This is a genomic window from Prevotella pallens (genome assembly GCF_900454935.1).
Taxonomy (GTDB): Bacteria; Bacteroidota; Bacteroidia; order Bacteroidales; family Bacteroidaceae; genus Prevotella; species Prevotella pallens.
In genome coordinates this window covers 2,148,585-2,164,999 of sequence record NZ_UGTP01000001.1, presented here as the reverse complement: position 1 = coordinate 2,164,999, position 16,415 = coordinate 2,148,585, and the positions used below count along the sequence as shown (strand labels likewise).

At 37.4% G+C, this 16,415-nt stretch carries 11 protein-coding genes; 9 read left to right on the top strand and 2 right to left on the bottom strand.

What is annotated here, in order from left to right; translation table 11 throughout:
- The first annotated feature begins 109 nt into the window (after positions 1–109).
- From infB to DX009_RS08910, 7 genes are all read left to right on the top strand, one after another.
- Complete coding sequence (gene infB, locus DX009_RS08940; RefSeq protein ID WP_115083739.1) at positions 110–2,998, top strand: translation initiation factor IF-2; 2,889 nt, start codon at positions 110–112, stop codon at positions 2,996–2,998.
- Positions 2,999–3,197: 199 nt separating this feature from the next.
- Complete coding sequence (gene sufB, locus DX009_RS08935; protein ID WP_006044153.1) at positions 3,198–4,643, top strand: Fe-S cluster assembly protein SufB; 1,446 nt, start codon at positions 3,198–3,200, stop codon at positions 4,641–4,643.
- A gap of 36 nt (positions 4,644–4,679) precedes the next feature.
- The gene (locus tag DX009_RS08930) at positions 4,680–5,096 is read left to right on the top strand and encodes a hypothetical protein (protein ID WP_115083855.1); all 417 of its coding nucleotides are present in this window, start codon (positions 4,680–4,682) and stop codon (positions 5,094–5,096) included.
- A 12-nt stretch (positions 5,097–5,108) separates the two neighbouring features.
- Positions 5,109–5,861: a Fe-S cluster assembly ATPase SufC gene (gene sufC, locus DX009_RS08925; RefSeq protein WP_006044155.1), complete on the top strand. Its 753-nt coding sequence runs from the start codon at positions 5,109–5,111 to the stop codon at positions 5,859–5,861.
- Positions 5,862–5,872: 11 nt separating this feature from the next.
- Complete coding sequence (sufD, locus tag DX009_RS08920; protein ID WP_006044156.1) at positions 5,873–7,216, top strand: Fe-S cluster assembly protein SufD; 1,344 nt, start codon at positions 5,873–5,875, stop codon at positions 7,214–7,216.
- 15 nt (positions 7,217–7,231) lie between these two features.
- Positions 7,232–8,458: an aminotransferase class V-fold PLP-dependent enzyme gene (locus DX009_RS08915; protein ID WP_115083738.1), complete on the top strand. Its 1,227-nt coding sequence runs from the start codon at positions 7,232–7,234 to the stop codon at positions 8,456–8,458.
- A 1,758-nt stretch (positions 8,459–10,216) separates the two neighbouring features.
- Positions 10,217–13,021 (top strand): outer membrane beta-barrel protein, encoded by a 2,805-nt coding sequence (locus DX009_RS08910; RefSeq protein WP_115083737.1) that lies wholly within the window; start codon positions 10,217–10,219, stop codon positions 13,019–13,021.
- A 45-nt stretch (positions 13,022–13,066) separates the two neighbouring features.
- On the opposite strand, the gene DX009_RS08905 is transcribed toward DX009_RS08910, so the two are convergent.
- Entirely contained in the window at positions 13,067–13,495 is a 429-nt protein-coding gene (locus tag DX009_RS08905) for a lantibiotic ABC transporter permease (RefSeq protein ID WP_245944619.1), read from the bottom strand.
- An 837-nt stretch (positions 13,496–14,332) separates the two neighbouring features.
- Positions 14,333–14,644 (bottom strand): hypothetical protein, encoded by a 312-nt coding sequence (locus tag DX009_RS08895; protein ID WP_115083735.1) that lies wholly within the window; start codon positions 14,642–14,644, stop codon positions 14,333–14,335.
- A gap of 101 nt (positions 14,645–14,745) precedes the next feature.
- Here DX009_RS08895 and DX009_RS08890 point away from each other — a divergent pair, with 101 nt between their 5' ends.
- Positions 14,746–15,354: a ribonuclease HII gene (locus DX009_RS08890; RefSeq protein ID WP_040595496.1), complete on the top strand. Its 609-nt coding sequence runs from the start codon at positions 14,746–14,748 to the stop codon at positions 15,352–15,354.
- Between the two features lie 12 nt (positions 15,355–15,366).
- Positions 15,367–16,269: a helix-turn-helix transcriptional regulator gene (locus tag DX009_RS08885; protein ID WP_115083734.1), complete on the top strand. Its 903-nt coding sequence runs from the start codon at positions 15,367–15,369 to the stop codon at positions 16,267–16,269.
- The last annotated feature ends 146 nt before the right edge of the window (positions 16,270–16,415 follow it).

Here is a 16,415-nt window from a genome sequence, read left to right as displayed (position 1 = left end):
CTGCGAACAGATACAATGATAAACGTCTTTTTATAAAACTATTGTAGTATCTGTTTTTTAGTTCGAGAGCAAAAACATAACACCACATTCAAAAAAGAAAGAAATATTAATGAGCATCAGATTAAACAAAGCAATTCGAGAACTAAATATAGGACTCCAAACGGCAGTGGAGTTCTTGGAAAAGCGACCAGAACTGGGAGAAGTGAAAGGAGATCAAAACTTCAAACTTAGCGATGAACAATTTAAAGCGCTTGAAAAGGAGTTTAAACCCGATCAGGTTGTAAAGAATGATGCTGCTAAAATCTTCCAAAAGAAGCAGAAAGATAAAGTACGCACGAAGAAAGCATTTGAACCAAAGAAGGAAACAGTTACGAAACAAGAACTTCCAAAAATTAAGACTCTTGGAAAAATAGATCTTGAACAGTTGAATAAACCTACGGCAAAAGTGCCTGTTGCTTCGAAGGAAAAGAAAGATAGAAAGAACGATGCAGGAATTAATAAACAACAGACGACTGCCGGAAAGAAGACTGAGTCGAATGCATCTAAAGAGGAAAAAGTTGTTGAGGTGAAAGCTGCCGTACAAGAGAAGTTCGAAGAAATTCGAACACCAGCAACTGCAAAGGAAAGCTCAGAGAAAGCTGAAAATACGCAGAAGGCCGATATATCTACATCGGAAACCTTAAAGAAGGAACCTATGGTTGAAAAAGAAAAGAACGAGACGAAGATTGAAAAAGAAATTACAGCTGAAGATAATGGCATATTCCAAACGTCAAATGAGAAGAAAATGCTAAATCAGCCGAAGGTAAATATCTTAGGTAAAATAGACCTTAGTAGTATAAACCAAAGCACACGCCCAAAGAAAAAGACGAAAGAGGAACGCAGAAAAGAGCGTGAAGATAAGTCTGTGCAAAATGCACAGGGCAAGAAGAAGCGTGTCCGTATAAATAAGGAACGCGTAGATATAAATGCTGCTGCAAATCAACAACAAGGTGGTAAGCGTAGTGGAAAAAAGAATACTAACGACAATAATAACAATAGTAAAAATGCTACTGGTGGAAAGAAAAGGCATAACCGTAGTCAGAAACCATTAGAGGTTGATGATGAAGCTGTAGCACGCCAGGTAAAAGAAACACTTGCACGTCTCACAAGTAAGAGTCAAAATAAGAAAGGTGCTAAATATCGTAAAGAGAAGCGCGAGGCTGTTCAAGAACGATTGAGCGCAGAGGCTAAGGCAGAACGCAAGGAAAGTAAGATACTGAAACTTACAGAGTTTGTTACTGTTTCAGAGTTGGCTACTATGATGAATTTACCAGTAACACAGGTTATCTCAACTTTGATGTCTGTAGGTATTATGGTGTCAATAAATCAGCGTCTTGATGCCGAGACAATTAATTTGGTAGCCGATGAATTTGGATTTAAGACAGAATATGTAAGTGCTGAAGTGCAAGAAGCTATTAGCGAAGACGTGGACGAAGAAACCGACCTTGTAAGCCGTGCGCCTATTGTAACAGTGATGGGACACGTAGACCATGGTAAAACTTCGTTGCTCGACCATATTCGAAATACCAATGTAATTGCTGGCGAAGCTGGTGGTATTACACAGCATATTGGTGCTTATAGTGTAACGTTAAAGAATGGTCGTAAAGTAACATTCCTTGATACTCCTGGACACGAAGCATTTACAGCTATGCGTGCTCGTGGTACTCAGGTAACAGATATTGCTATCATTATTATTGCTGCTGATGACTCTGTTATGCCTACAACTAAGGAAGCAATTGCACACGCTCAAGCTGCAGGTGTTCCAATGGTATTTGCTATTAATAAGATAGATAAACCTGGTGCAAATCCAGATAAAATACGTGAAGACTTATCGCAAATGAACCTCCTTGTAGAAGAGTGGGGTGGAAAGTATCAATGTCAGGAAATAAGTGCAAAGAAAGGTTTAGGCGTTGCAGACTTGCTTGATAAGGTCTTACTCGAAGCTGATATGCTTGATTTGAAAGCTAATCCTAATCGCAATGCAACTGGAACAGTAATAGAATCTTCATTGGATAAAGGACGTGGTTATGTCAGCACAGTACTTGTTTCTAATGGTACATTGAAGATAGGCGATAATATTATTGCAGGAACTTCATGGGGTCGTATTAAGGCAATGTTTAATGAGCGTAATCAGCGTGTAGAAAAGGCTGGTCCTGCCGAACCAGTTATTATACTAGGATTGAATGGTGCACCAACTGCTGGCGATACTTTCCATATTATGGAAACAGAGCAAGAGGCACGCGATATTGCCAATAAACGTGAACAGTTACAGCGTGAACAAGGTTTGCGTACTCAGACACGTTTGACTTTGTCAGATATATCTCATCGAATAGCTCGTGGTGAGTTCCATGAAATGAATATTATAGTAAAGGGCGATACCGACGGCTCTATCGAAGCACTTTCAGATTCATTTATCAAACTGTCTACTGAAAAAGTAAAAGTAAATGTAATCAGCAAGGCTGTCGGACAGATTTCTGAAAATGATGTGATGCTCGCTGCCGCTTCCGATGCTGTAATTGTTGGTTTCCAAGTACGCCCTTCTGCAGATGCTCGTAAATTGGCAGAGCGTGATGGAGTAGAAATTAATACCTATTCGGTTATTTACGATGCGATTGACGATGTAACTTCAGCGATGGTTGGAATGCTTGATAAGGTAAAGAAGGAAATAGTTACTGGTCAGGTAGAAGTACAACAAGTGTTCAAAATATCTAAGGTCGGAACTGTGGCTGGTTGTATAGTTACAGAAGGTAAAGTTCACAGTAAAGACAAAGGACGTGTTATTCGCGATGGTATTGTTGTTCATACTGCTGCTATAAGCGCCTTGAAGCGTTATAAAGACGATGTAAAAGAAGTTGTAACAGGATTGGAATGTGGTATTTCTCTTGTTAATTACAACGACCTCCAAGCTGGTGATATGATAGAAACATTCACAGAAATAGAGGTAGAACAAAAACTTTAAGACAGATGTGCCAAGCCGCCTCTCATTTCCAAAGGAAAAGTGAGGCGGCTTGATTTTTGGTAACAAATGTGATGTGTAAGAGTATCGGCACAATTTTTGTTTGTCGTATACTATATATATATAAGGTGGCGTAAGAATAATAGAATGTCTTGTTTGTTGTCTTCTATTGTTTCGCCCCGTCTAAAAAGGTAAAAAGTAAATGTCAGAAAATAAAAGTAATGAGTATGTAAGGAAGGTCGCCGAGCAGAAATATGAGTTTGGCTTCACTACCGATGTACATACGGATATAATCCCGAAAGGCTTAAACGAAGATGTCGTTAGGCTTATTTCGAAGAAGAAAGGGGAACCAGATTGGCTCCTCGATTTTCGTTTAAAAGCGTTTCATCATTGGCAGACAATGGAAATGCCAAAATGGCCGCATTTAAACTTGCCAGAGATAGACTATCAGGCAATTTCATACTATGCCGATCCATTGGCAAAGAAACCTAAGAATAAAGAGATAGACCCAGAGCTGGAAAAGACTTTCGACAAATTAGGTATTCCGCTTGAAGAGCGTTTGGCATTGAGTGGTGTGGCTGTAGATGCTATTATGGATTCAGTGTCGGTGAAAACAACATTCAAAAAGCAGCTGGCTGAAAAAGGAATAATCTTTTGTTCGATAGGTGAAGCTGTGAAGGAACACCCCGAATTAGTTCGCCAATATTTAGGAACAGTTGTTCCCTACAAAGATAACTTTACCGCAGCTCTCAACTCTGCAGTGTTCAGCGATGGCTCTTTTGTATATATTCCGAAAGGTGTTCGTTGCCCGATGGAATTAAGTTCCTATTTCCGTATCAATGCAATGAATACGGGACAGTTTGAACGAACATTGATTATTGCCGACGACGATTCGTATGTAAGCTATCTTGAAGGTTGCACGGCTCCAATGCGAGATGAAAATCAACTTCATGCAGCTATAGTCGAAATAGTAGTATTGGCAAATGCAGAAGTGAAGTATTCAACGGTTCAAAACTGGTATCCAGGCGATGAGAATGGAAAAGGTGGCGTGTTGAATCTTGTAACTAAACGAGGCGACTTGCGTGGCAAGAATTCTAAACTATCTTGGACACAGGTAGAAACAGGTTCGGCTATTACGTGGAAATATCCATCTTGTATTTTGCGTGGCGATAATTCGCAAGCAGAATTTTATTCAGTAGCCGTTACCAACAATTATCAGGAAGCTGACACAGGCACTAAAATGATACATTTGGGTAAGAACACAAAGAGCACCATTATTTCAAAAGGTATTTCGGCAGGCAAAAGTCAGAATTCTTATCGTGGATTGGTGCGTGTTGCGCCCAATGCCGACAATGCCCGAAATTATAGCTCTTGCGATTCGTTACTCTTAGGTTCAACCTGCGGTGCACACACTTTCCCTTATATGGACGTACATAACGATTCGGCAATTGTAGAACACGAAGCTACAACATCGAAAATTAGCGAAGACCAATTGTTCTATTGTAATCAACGAGGCATTCCTATGGAAGATGCTATTGGATTAATAGTCAATGGATACGCAAAAGATGTATTGAACAAACTTCCTATGGAGTTCGCCGTTGAGGCACAGAAACTTCTTTCAGTTACACTGGAAGGTACTGTGGGATAGATACAAATTACTATGAGGTCGCAAAGAAGTGTTTATATGCAACCAGCGAAAGGTTTACCAATACAAATATACAAATGTATGCGGAAAATAGCTCTATTAATAGCGTTGTTGCTAACATTCTCAGTCTCTATAGCTCAAGGGTGGCAACCTAAAAGTTGGCAGAAGTACGTTATAGAACAGAAAGTTAAAAACGATACACTATGCAATTCAGGCTCAATTCTTATACGTGAAAGAATGGTAGAACCTAAAATAAATTCACGAGCTTTCTATTGTGGTCAGTTTTATGTTCCCGACCCTCCAAGTCTGTTCGCAGAGCAGGAAAAAGCTCTTGAAAGAGCACGTTGGGAAGACAGAGATTATACTTTCGGACAAGCAATGGGAGATCTCTTTTTAGACTTTGTAGGAGATATCTTTGCTGGAGCATTAGATAATTTATTATTTAAGAAACGATAATACAAAAACAACATGTTAGAAGTAAGAAATCTGCATGCTACAATTGCAGATAAAGAAATATTGAAAGGTATAGACCTTACTGTTAAAGATGGCGAAATACATGCCATTATGGGACCAAATGGTTCTGGAAAATCAACTCTTAGTGCAGTACTTACAGGTAATCCGTTGTACACCGTAACCGATGGTTCGGCTGTGTTCAATGGTAAAGACCTCTTAGAAATGGGACCAGACGAACGTGCTAACGAAGGCATTTTTCTTTCGTTCCAATATCCTGTAGAGATACCAGGCGTAAGTATGACTAACTTTATGAAGGCTGCTGTAAATGCAAAACGCAAATATCAAGGTTTAGAACCTTTGAAAGCTGCTGATTTTATGAAGTTGATGCGTGAAAAGCGTGACCTCGTAGGGTTAGATTCAAAACTTTCGCATCGGTCTGTAAACGAAGGATTTTCAGGTGGTGAAAAGAAACGCAATGAAATCTTCCAAATGGCAATGTTACAGCCAAAGCTCAGCATCTTAGATGAAACCGACTCTGGACTTGATGTTGATGCTATGCGCATTGTTGCTGAAGGAGTAAATAAAATGCACACTGCTGAAACTTCTACCATCGTTATCACTCACTACGATAGACTTCTGGATATGATAAAACCAAGCGTAGTACATATTCTTTATAAAGGACGTATCGTAAAAACTGGTGGTCCAGAACTTGCACGTGAAATAGAAAAACGTGGCTACGACTGGATAAAAGCAGAAGTAGATAAATAGAAAGACTAAACATGCAAAGCGAAAAACAATATATAGACTTATACAACGAGACACAAGGAATGATAAAACAACATTCCTGCGATGTCTTGAATAAGGTGCGCGATAAGGCTTTCGAAGATTTTAAAAGACAAGGCTTTCCTACGAAAAAGATGGAACGCTACAAATATACAGATATCTCAAAGCTTTTTGCGCCCGATTATGGATTGAATTTGCAACGATTGAAAATGCCCATCAATCCATACGAAGAGTTTAAGTGCGACGTTCCAGATCTTAATACTTCACTCTATTTCGTTGTGAACGATCAGTTCTACACCGACCAATTGCCTAAACCACAGCTCAACGATGGTATTGTAGTAGACAGCTTCTTAAATGCACTTAAAACACATAGTGAAATCATAACCAAGCATTATGCTAAACTTGCCGATACAGCGAAAGATGCTCTTACAGCTTTCAATACAATGTTAGCGCAAGATGGTTTGTTTGTTTATGTACCGAAAGATGTAAAAGCCGACCGCACAATACAAGTTATTAACATACTTCGTTCTGATGTAAACTTAATGCTCAATCGCCGTATACTCATCGTGCTCGAAGATGGTGCAGAACTCTCAATGTTATTTTGCGACGACTCTGCCGACGATCGTAAGTTTCTTGCTACACAAGTAATCGAAGCGTATGTTGGCAACAATGCAAAGTTAGAGTTGAACTGTCTGGAAGAAACACACCTAAAGAATGTACGTATCTCAAATGTTTACATCGACCAGCAAAAAAATAGTCGTGTGTCGCATAATATTATTACACTTCACAACGGTGTAACACGCAACAAGCTCGACCTTACTTTCAGCGGCGAAGGTAGCGAATGTTTCCTGAATGGTTGTGTTGTTGCCGACAAACATCAACACGTTGATAACAATACCGTTATTAATCACTCGGTAGGAAATTGTACAAGTAATCAGCTCTATAAATACGTTCTCGACGACCACGCAGTGGGTGCTTTTGCCGGACTTGTATATGTAGCAAAAGATGCACAGAAAACACTTTCGCACGAAGTAAACCAAAATTTGTGCGCCTCTTCTACCGCTCACATGTACACTCAGCCTATGCTCGAAATCTATGCAGACGATGTTCAGTGTAATCATGGTTCAACGGTTGGTCAGCTTAACAATGCTGCTCTTTTCTATATGCAGCAGCGTGGTATAGATAAGAGAGAAGCCAAACTCCTTCTTGAGTTTGCTTTCGTTAACGAAGTAATCGATAAAATGGAACTTGTTCCTCTTCGCGACCGTCTCCACCACTTGGTAGAAAAACGTTTCCGTGGCGAACTCGATAAGTGTCGTGGTTGCCAACTGTGCAAATAAAACGAAGTAAGGCTTATGTATGATATATTTAAGGTGCGTGCCGATTTCCCTATACTTTCACGCACTGTTTATGGAAAACCGTTAGTTTATCTCGACAATGCAGCTACCACACAGAAACCTCTCTGTGTGTTAGATGCTATGCGCAACGAATATCTTAACGTAAATGCGAATGTGCATCGTGGTATTCATTGGCTTTCTCAACAAGCTACCGACTTACACGAAGCGGCACGCGAAACGGTGCGAAAGTTCATCAATGCCCGTTCTACAAACGAAATAGTATTTACTCGGGGCACAACCGAAAGTCTTAATCTTGTTGCTTCTTCGTTCTGTGAAGAATTTATGCACGAAGGCGACGAGGTGATTGTATCTAATGTAGAACACCATTCTAACATCGTTCCTTGGCAAATACTTGCCCAACGTCGTGGCATTGTGCTGAAAGTAATTCCTATCACCGACGAAGGTATGTTTGATATGGAGGCTTTCCAACAGCTCATTACCAACCGAACAAAACTCGTTAGTGTAGCACACGTTAGCAATGTAATGGGAACAATTAATCCTGTTCGTGAAATAATTAGTATTGCCCACGCCCATAATGTTCCTGTAATGATAGATGGCGCACAGAGCGTTCCTCATTTTGCAATAGACGTGCAAGAGTTGGATTGCGATTTCTTAGCTTTCAGCGGACATAAAGTCTATGGACCTACTGGCATTGGTGTTCTTTATGGAAAAGAAGACTGGTTAGACAAACTTCCTCCATATCAGGGGGGTGGCGAAATGATAGAACATGTTAGTTTTAGTGGAACTACCTTCGAACGTCCTCCTTTGAAATTCGAAGCAGGTACACCCGACTATGTTGCAACACACGGCTTGGCTACCGCTATCGACTATGTTTCTGCATTAGGAATGGATAACATTCAGCGGCACGAGCAAATGCTAACCGATTATGCAATACAGCAAATGCGTACAATACCAGATATTCGTTTCTTTGGTGTGCCTAATATAAATGTAGCCAATCACGATGCTGTTATTAGCTTTCTTGTTGGCAACATACACCCTATGGATTTAGGAACGCTTCTCGACCAACTCGGAATAGCTGTTCGCACAGGACACCACTGTGCGCAACCACTTATGGAACGCTTCGATATTTCTGGTACAGTTCGTGCTTCTTTCGCACTCTACAATACGAAAGAAGAGGTTGATTTGCTTGTGGCTGGTATTAAAAGAGTAATAAAAATGTTTTAGCAAACAGTTCTTAAATATTTCTTATAGAGGGTGTTGCTTGATACAGAATTACGAACTAATGTTTAATATTCGCTGAAGTTATAAAACTAAGATTACTTCAAATTCGCTATAAGATATTCCTTTAAGAAACAATTGTTGTTGTTTGAAATTTGCAAAAGAGAGCCGTTTTTACCAGCTAAAAACGGCTCTCTTTGTTTGTAGAATGTATATATTCTGTTTTATCCCAAATAGGTAATTAGAGTCTAAACATATTTTGTTTTATTATCGAGCATATTGTCTGTTTTTGCCACGCAGGCGTAGCGGGCTACGTCAAGTTACAAAGGCAGACAAGATGCCGATAAGAAAATAAACGATGTTAGGAAACAATCCATAGTAATAAGAACTATACATATTGTGGTCTAATTACGCATTTGGGTTAAACCCAAATAGGTAATTAGAGCCTAAACATATTTTGTTTTATTATCGAGCATATTGTCTATTTTTGCCACGCAGGTGTAGCGGGCTACGTCAAGTTACAAAGGCAGACAAGATGCCGATAAGAAAATAAACGATGTTAGGAAACAATCTATAGTAATAAGAACTATACATATTGTGTTCTAATTACCTATTTGGGTTAAACCCAAATAGGTAATTAGAGCCTAAACATATTTTGTTTTATTATCGAGTAGATTGTCTGTCTTTGCAACGCAGGCGTAGCGGGCTACGTCAAGTTATAAAGGCAGACAAGATGCCGATAAGAAAATAAACGATGTTAGGAAACAATCCATAATAATAAGACCTATACATATTGTGTTCTAATTACGTATTTGGGTTTATTTTATGGCAGATTTATTTGGTTCTTAACGAAGGTGTAGCCAATTACGGCAAGTTAGAAAGATAACCAGAATTGGCTTACAAGAATATAAAAGATGATAGGAAGATGTAATAGTATAAACCAACGTTTGATACTGTTATGGTATAATGATTTATTAGAGATAGAGCATCGCAAATGATAATAAAAATCAGTCAGACGTTAGTTCCTTTTTTCTCAGATATCTGTAACGCTTGTTTCAGATATCTATCCCGTTCGTCTCAGATATCTGAAAGTTTCGTTTTAGACATCATAAAAAGCAACAACATTTGTGATTCTATATTTTAGCATCTAAAAAACGTTTATTTAGCTGTATATTATGCAATGCGTTATTCTGCACTGTTTTTATTTGTATGTTGTTGTAAACAGCTTTATAACAACGTGTTGTTAGGTGTTTTGTGGTGTAAAAGCGAAATTCTTTACACTCAATTTATTTTATAAAGTCTCTCCACTTTTCGTCATTTCTCTCCAATCCGTCAGTTCAATCAGTAGACTTCATAGTCTTTATAACCTGCATAACGCATTATGCGCTTATTGTATAGAAAGTGGTTCTACAACAAAACAGAAACAGCCTATGACTATTGACTGCCTAAATTTATCATTCCTTCATATCAATTACCAATACATATTATAGACCTGTTGGTATATAAATAATACTATACGATGTGGGCAAAACAACAAACGATGATATTACGATTTAAGGATTGGTTTATTGTGAATAAAAATTAAATTTGTATCAATGTAACACTAATGTTTGTTTGTCCATTTTTTTTTCTTATATTTGCACCCTATACATAGCATAATACTTTATATTGTATAATGTGATTATAGCATCTATTGTATAAGTTTTAACCTATGCGGAGCTTTCTAAGCTTCTTTTAACACCTTTAAAAAACCGAATTGGAATTATGAGAAATATCTGTATTAAAAAGTATGTTGGCTATATTTATGTAGCATTACTGTTTTTTGCTTTACCAATTCAAGCGAACGATTATAAGCATTCTGTTCAAGGGTCTGTTGTTGATAACATGACAGGCATGGGGGTTACAGCCAAAATAACCTTAATGACTGCCGACAGTATTGTTATTGATACGATAACGGCACAAATAGAAGAGATGCCTTACGATATTGGTAACAGTAAGGCTTATTATGTATTTAAAGATGCTGTAACTGCGAAAGGAAAATACATTGTTAAGGCTGAGAAAGAGGGTTACGACGTTTGTTATATGAATTGCGAATTGCGAAGCACTCGTGAAGACTATATTGGGGTGAAGCAAATACGTATGACAAAGATTGTAGAACACGAACTGAAAGGAGTTACTGTGGTTGCTTCAAAAGTAAAAATGGTAATGAAAGGCGATACCATAGTCTACAATGCCGATGCCTTTAACTTAGCTGAAGGCAATATGCTTGATGCCTTAATAGCTCGATTGCCAGGTGCAAAGTTGGAAAAAGACGGAAGAATTTATGTGAATGGAAGGTTCATTCAGAGCCTTTTGGTAAATGGACAAGAATTCTTTGCAGGTAATCCAAAATTGGCTTTAGAGAACCTTCCTGCCTATACAGTTAATAAAATAAAGGTATATAATAAAGCAGGAATAAAGTCGAGACTGATGGAACGTAATATGGGTGATAATACCTACGTGATGGACGTTAGACTAAAACGAGAATATGCAACGGGATATATGGGCGATTTGGAAGCTGGTGGCGGCACACAGAAACGTTATAAGCTACGTGGTTTTGCTATGAAGTTCTCCGATAAAGAACGTATGGGAGCCTTCTTCAATATCAATAATCTGAACGATAATCAACGTGCCGCATTAACAGGAGAATGGAGTCCACAAGATGGTGGTAATGGTTTGCTTACTGTAAAGAATGCAGGCGCATCGTATTTGCATTTCTTGGGCAATGAATTTTCTTGGTTCTCAACCGAAAATACTTGGCAACATATCAACACAAACAACGAGTCTGTTACACACACGCAGACTTATTTGCCTGAAGGAAACTCATTCTTACACAATCATAGCAAACAACTGAATAGATCGGATAAGTGGGAAAGCAGGAACCGTCTTTCTATTGATAAGACTAATTACTCTACATCTAACTCTCTTAGTATTTCCTATCTGCGCAATAATGGGTTTGGAAGTACGAACAGCGCCACTGCAAATGAAACAACAAGGCTGAATACTTTGCTATCAAGAAATAGTTTCGAGTCAAGCGATTTCAACTTTGACTTCTCGACAGACAATAATGTTAAGTACATCACAGACTTAATACGAGGAAACTTTTCTGTAAGCTACAATCGTAATAAGCAAAAGCAGTTTATGCTGAATAACATTCAATATTTTCAAGGAGGACAGCCTAACGACTATCGTAACAATTACTTTGATATGCCCAATCAGAAGCTGAAGCTATCTGCTGGTGTGGGCTATGATTTCAGAATACGTGCAACAACTTTAACTCCAGAATATTCTTATAGCTATACCTGTAACAAGGCAAGTAACCTGCTTTATCGTCTCGACTGGATTGCTGGAAGAGATATAAATCAATTTAATGTCTTGCCTTCTGCATCAAATGTACTTCTTTCTGTATTGGATAATAACAATAGCTATCGCTTTAATGAGTATAGAAACGAACATAGATTTAATTTCCACTACTTCAAATTCTGTAGAAAACTATTCGATGGAGAGTTTACAGTAAACCTTCCGCTACGTTTATTAAATGCCGATTTCTATTATTACGGTGTCAGCGAACAACGTTTCTCTCGTCGTAAATTATTCTTTGAACCAAACATACGAATTAGTCATTGGGGCGATGATGTATCGTGGGATTTTACTGCAGGTATTAAATCAGACTTTCCAACTCTACTTGCCACAGCAGATTATCGCAACGACAGCGACCCTCTAAACATTCGATTGGGTAATAAAAACTTACGCAACCTGCATCATTATGATGTAGAAGCCAATGTTACCATTAATGGAGAAAATGAACAAACAATTAGTTTATCTGCCAATTATCACCGAACAGACAACCAAGTGGCATACGCGCTCATCTTCGATAATGCTACAGGAATTTCAACAATATATCCTACCAGTGTGAATGGCAATTGGAATACAAAGTTTGAAGTGGAGTTTAAACGTGCATTAGATAAAGCGAACAAAATCCTGTTCAGTAACAATTTCTCTACGAATTATAACCACAGTGTAGATATGGCTTCAATAGCAGGAAGCACTGAAAGCCAACGAAGCATTGTAAATAACTGGGAGTTTGGCGATGAACTGAAGGTTAATTATCGTCTGAACGACAACTATGAATTTACATTCCATACAGGTGGAAAGTACTATCTTATAAATAGTGCGCGTATAGGCTTTGAGAAAATCAAGGCATCTGACTACAACATAGGGCTGAATGCACAGATTGTATTGCCTTGGGAGTTGCAACTTACCACCGACATAACGATGTTTGCAAGGCGAGGCTATCAACAAACAGAGATGAATACCACCGATTGGATTTGGAATGTTCAGTTAGCTCGAACCTTCTTAAACGGACATCTTACAGCAAAGATACAGGGGTTTGACCTGTTGCAACAACTGTCAAACACACGCTACGTTATTAATTCGCAAGGACGTACAGAGATGTGGAACAACAGCATACCACGATATGTAATGCTTTCTCTTGCGTGGAAATTCAACATTAATCCGAAGAAAAAATAATACTTTCACTGATAAAAAGATTGCACATGGTGTTTGTGCAATCTTTCATAGAAACATAATTGCTAATATTGCAACGGTACACATTACCAATTGCATAATCTTAAGATAATTGAAAAGCAATGTCTGCTTTTTATTTATCTTCTCATCGTAATTCTCTGGCATCTGAACCCCATTTTTTAATGCTAGTTTCTTCATACGAGAAAGTGTATAAGGGAATACGGTTGTTAGCACAAGTATCATTAGATTGGACAAACTGATGATTATTATGGTACCTGTACTCATAATGTAAAGCTCCCTATTGTCCATTGTAGGGAAGCAATTAGCCATAACAGCGGTAAGGACAGCCAGAATACATGCGCCTACAGTCCATTTAAGATAAAGAAATAACAACTTCTTGCCTTGATATTTCTTATAAGTTTTTATAGATAAAAAGTAATGTATAAAGAATAAGATAATAAGCAAAATAATTTTCATTTGTTCTGTCCTTTTTATTGTTGTTGTTAAATTTCCTGTCTTGTCACACTTAGAAAAGACATTTGTTTTTAATAATTGACGATAATCTATAAACCTTTGCAAAGGTAAATATTAATATTTACTTGAATAGTTTTTTAGTATCTTTTTACTTCCTCATTATTGTAGCTTCGTTGATAGAAAGGATTGCACAAACACAATGTGCAATTCTTTTAGTGTAACCTTGCATTAATTTTATGTTTTTATAACCACCTTAACTCCGCAACACAATTTCTCACAAGAAATTGTACGGCAGAATTAAGGACATAGTAAATCAAGCCACTCAGCCGTGGTGACACCTATATCACCACAGCTATATTCTCCGTTTGTATTTATCGTCGTATATAATGTCTTTACAGCCATAAACTAAGCAGTCTTCAGTTATAATGCTCCACTAATATTATCACAAACTTACTTTTATTTTTATTTGCTGTCATTTTAACATTTGCATAGAGTTCGTTGTAAATCAGAAAGTTAAATATCCACGAATGATGACAGCAGTGACAGGAAAGTTTGTTTTGAAGTGCCGAATTAAGGAATATGATAAATTCCAGCGAAAGAAGTGATATTCTCGTTTTTAATTACTACCTTTGCCATGTCAGTTTTTTGCTTACTATGTTTGCAGCACCAAGATAGGTGAAATTTCTGACATATCCAAGTGTTTTGAGAACTTTGTTTCTCAGGCACTTGGAGTTCTTACAAGAATTTATGCTGCGGAATTAAGGATAATTTCAAAATTTATAATTAAATTTTTCGTGTTTTATAATAATAAAATTTTCGAACTACTTTTTAGTAAGAAACTCACGTTATATAAAAGGTGTAATAGATAATTACGCTAACTTCTTTAGTCCGCCATACACAAACCAATAGCCATGCCACAAATCCTGCTTTTAATAGAAAACTTTCGGTTGTGGTGAATACTGATAAAAACAAAGCCAATTGTGTTTGTGTCATCAACGATGCTTTATGGCTGCTAACTTCTTCTTCTAACATTTCACTATAATATAAGCGCAACCATTCTGCAGGGGCTTTAACCCATGATTTAATATTACGAACCAATTCAAAAGCTTCGATGTTATTGGTGGTAGTAGCCAAATTTATTTCCCTTTTCATAATTATTTCTTTTTGATTTTTCTTTTTATGTTGGCAAAATTATACTACCTTTGTGCAGTAGATGTTCAATATGCTAAAAAGTTTAGTTATATAATATATATATGCTGAAGAGTGCTTATTATACAGATAAGGTAGAAGCAGGTTGTGATGAGGCTGGACGTGGCTGTTTGGCTGGTAGCGTTTATGCAGCTGCAGTAATTCTTCCACCAAACTATGAGAACGAATTGTTGAACGATTCTAAACAATTGTCTGAGAGAAAACGCTATTTGTTACGTTCTATAATAGAGAACGATGCAGTTGCATGGGCAGTTGGAGTGGTAACAGCAGAAGAGATAGATAAGATAAATATTCTCAATGCCAGTATTCTAGCTATGCACCGTGCATTAGATGCGCTTAAGGTTCAACCAGAAGCAATTATTGTAGATGGTAACCGTTTTAAACCTTATAACGATGTGCCATATACAACTATAGTGAAAGGCGATGGCAAATATCTATCAATTGCTGCAGCCTCTATTCTTGCAAAAACTTATCGTGATGATTATATGAAGACCATCGCTGAAGAATATCCGCAATACGATTGGAAATCAAATAAAGGATATCCAACTAATAAACATCGTGCCGCAATAAAAAAATATGGCATTTCGCCTTATCATCGAAAATCATTTACGTTGCTTCCTCCTGAAGAACTAAGTATCGATTTTAAAATATAATCTTTAAACCTTATGCGTTATTCTAAATTAGAAAACGAACTTCAGCTTATTATGTTACTTGCCGATTCTGTAGGTTATACTGCCATTGAGTTGAGCAAAATAATGAATATATCTCGTCGTCAAATCTACTATTTGCTCGATTTTATTAAGTCGGCAGGCTTTATTCTTTTTAAAAAAGATAATAAGTTTCATATAGATAGACGTTCTCTCTTCTTTACCAAATTATCGCAAACACTACAGTTTACCGACGACGAGCTACACACCATATATAATATATTGCTTATGGCAGATAATAGCAGCGATATGGTAAGCCAATTGCGAGCAAAGCTAGATCGCACTTATAACTTCTCGGAAAGTGTAAACTCTACTACATGGAAAAATCATATTAATAAGGTGAAGATTATAACTAATGCCATTAAAAATAAAAAGATGCTTCGTTTTGTAGATTATTCTAGTCCACACAGTCATTCTGTAACAAATCGTGTAGTAGAACCGTTTCTCCTTATGAATAACAATCAAGATGTACGTTGCCATGAAATAGAAACAAGAACAAACAAAACTTTTCGTCTTAACAGAATACAGCATATAGAAACACTGAATACACAATGGATATACGAATGCTATCACCGACAAGTGTTTACAGATATTTTTATGTTTAGTAGCGAAACACATTATAACGTTAAATTGCGACTTGGTCAGCTTGCTTATAATATATTTGTAGAGGAATATCCGCATGGAGCGAAATATCTCTCACCAATTAGCGAACAAGATTGGTTGCTCAATATAGAAGTTTGCGACTTTAGAGGGCTCGGACGATTTGTACTTGGCTTATATTTGGATATAGATATCCTGGAAAACGATGCTTTTAAAGCCTACATACAAAAAATGCTAAAAGCATATTCTATGAAGAAGTGAGACAACTTCTACTCTTATTTATGGCATACACTTTTTGGATAATATATCTTTATTTCTACTTCATAAACACTACAAGCTTAACACCTTAACGACCAACATAACACGCATTTCTGCTCATCTTTTGTAGGGGTTTAATTTATTTAGAG

Excerpts from the sequence above, each read along its gene's own strand:
- infB (WP_115083739.1), top strand. The coding sequence starts at position 110 with ATGAGCATCAGATTAAACAAAGCAATTCGAGAACTAAATATAGGACTC.
- DX009_RS08905 (WP_245944619.1), bottom strand. The coding sequence starts at position 13,495 with ATGAAAATTATTTTGCTTATTATCTTATTCTTTATACATTACTTTTTA.
- DX009_RS08910 (WP_115083737.1), top strand. The coding sequence starts at position 10,217 with ATGAGAAATATCTGTATTAAAAAGTATGTTGGCTATATTTATGTAGCA.
- DX009_RS08890 (WP_040595496.1), top strand. The coding sequence starts at position 14,746 with ATGCTGAAGAGTGCTTATTATACAGATAAGGTAGAAGCAGGTTGTGAT.
- sufB (WP_006044153.1), top strand. The coding sequence starts at position 3,198 with ATGTCAGAAAATAAAAGTAATGAGTATGTAAGGAAGGTCGCCGAGCAG.
- DX009_RS08915 (WP_115083738.1), top strand. The coding sequence starts at position 7,232 with ATGTATGATATATTTAAGGTGCGTGCCGATTTCCCTATACTTTCACGC.
- sufD (WP_006044156.1), top strand. The coding sequence starts at position 5,873 with ATGCAAAGCGAAAAACAATATATAGACTTATACAACGAGACACAAGGA.
- DX009_RS08930 (WP_115083855.1), top strand. The coding sequence starts at position 4,680 with ATGCAACCAGCGAAAGGTTTACCAATACAAATATACAAATGTATGCGG.
- DX009_RS08895 (WP_115083735.1), bottom strand. The coding sequence starts at position 14,644 with ATGAAAAGGGAAATAAATTTGGCTACTACCACCAATAACATCGAAGCT.
- sufC (WP_006044155.1), top strand. The coding sequence starts at position 5,109 with ATGTTAGAAGTAAGAAATCTGCATGCTACAATTGCAGATAAAGAAATA.
- DX009_RS08885 (WP_115083734.1), top strand. The coding sequence starts at position 15,367 with ATGCGTTATTCTAAATTAGAAAACGAACTTCAGCTTATTATGTTACTT.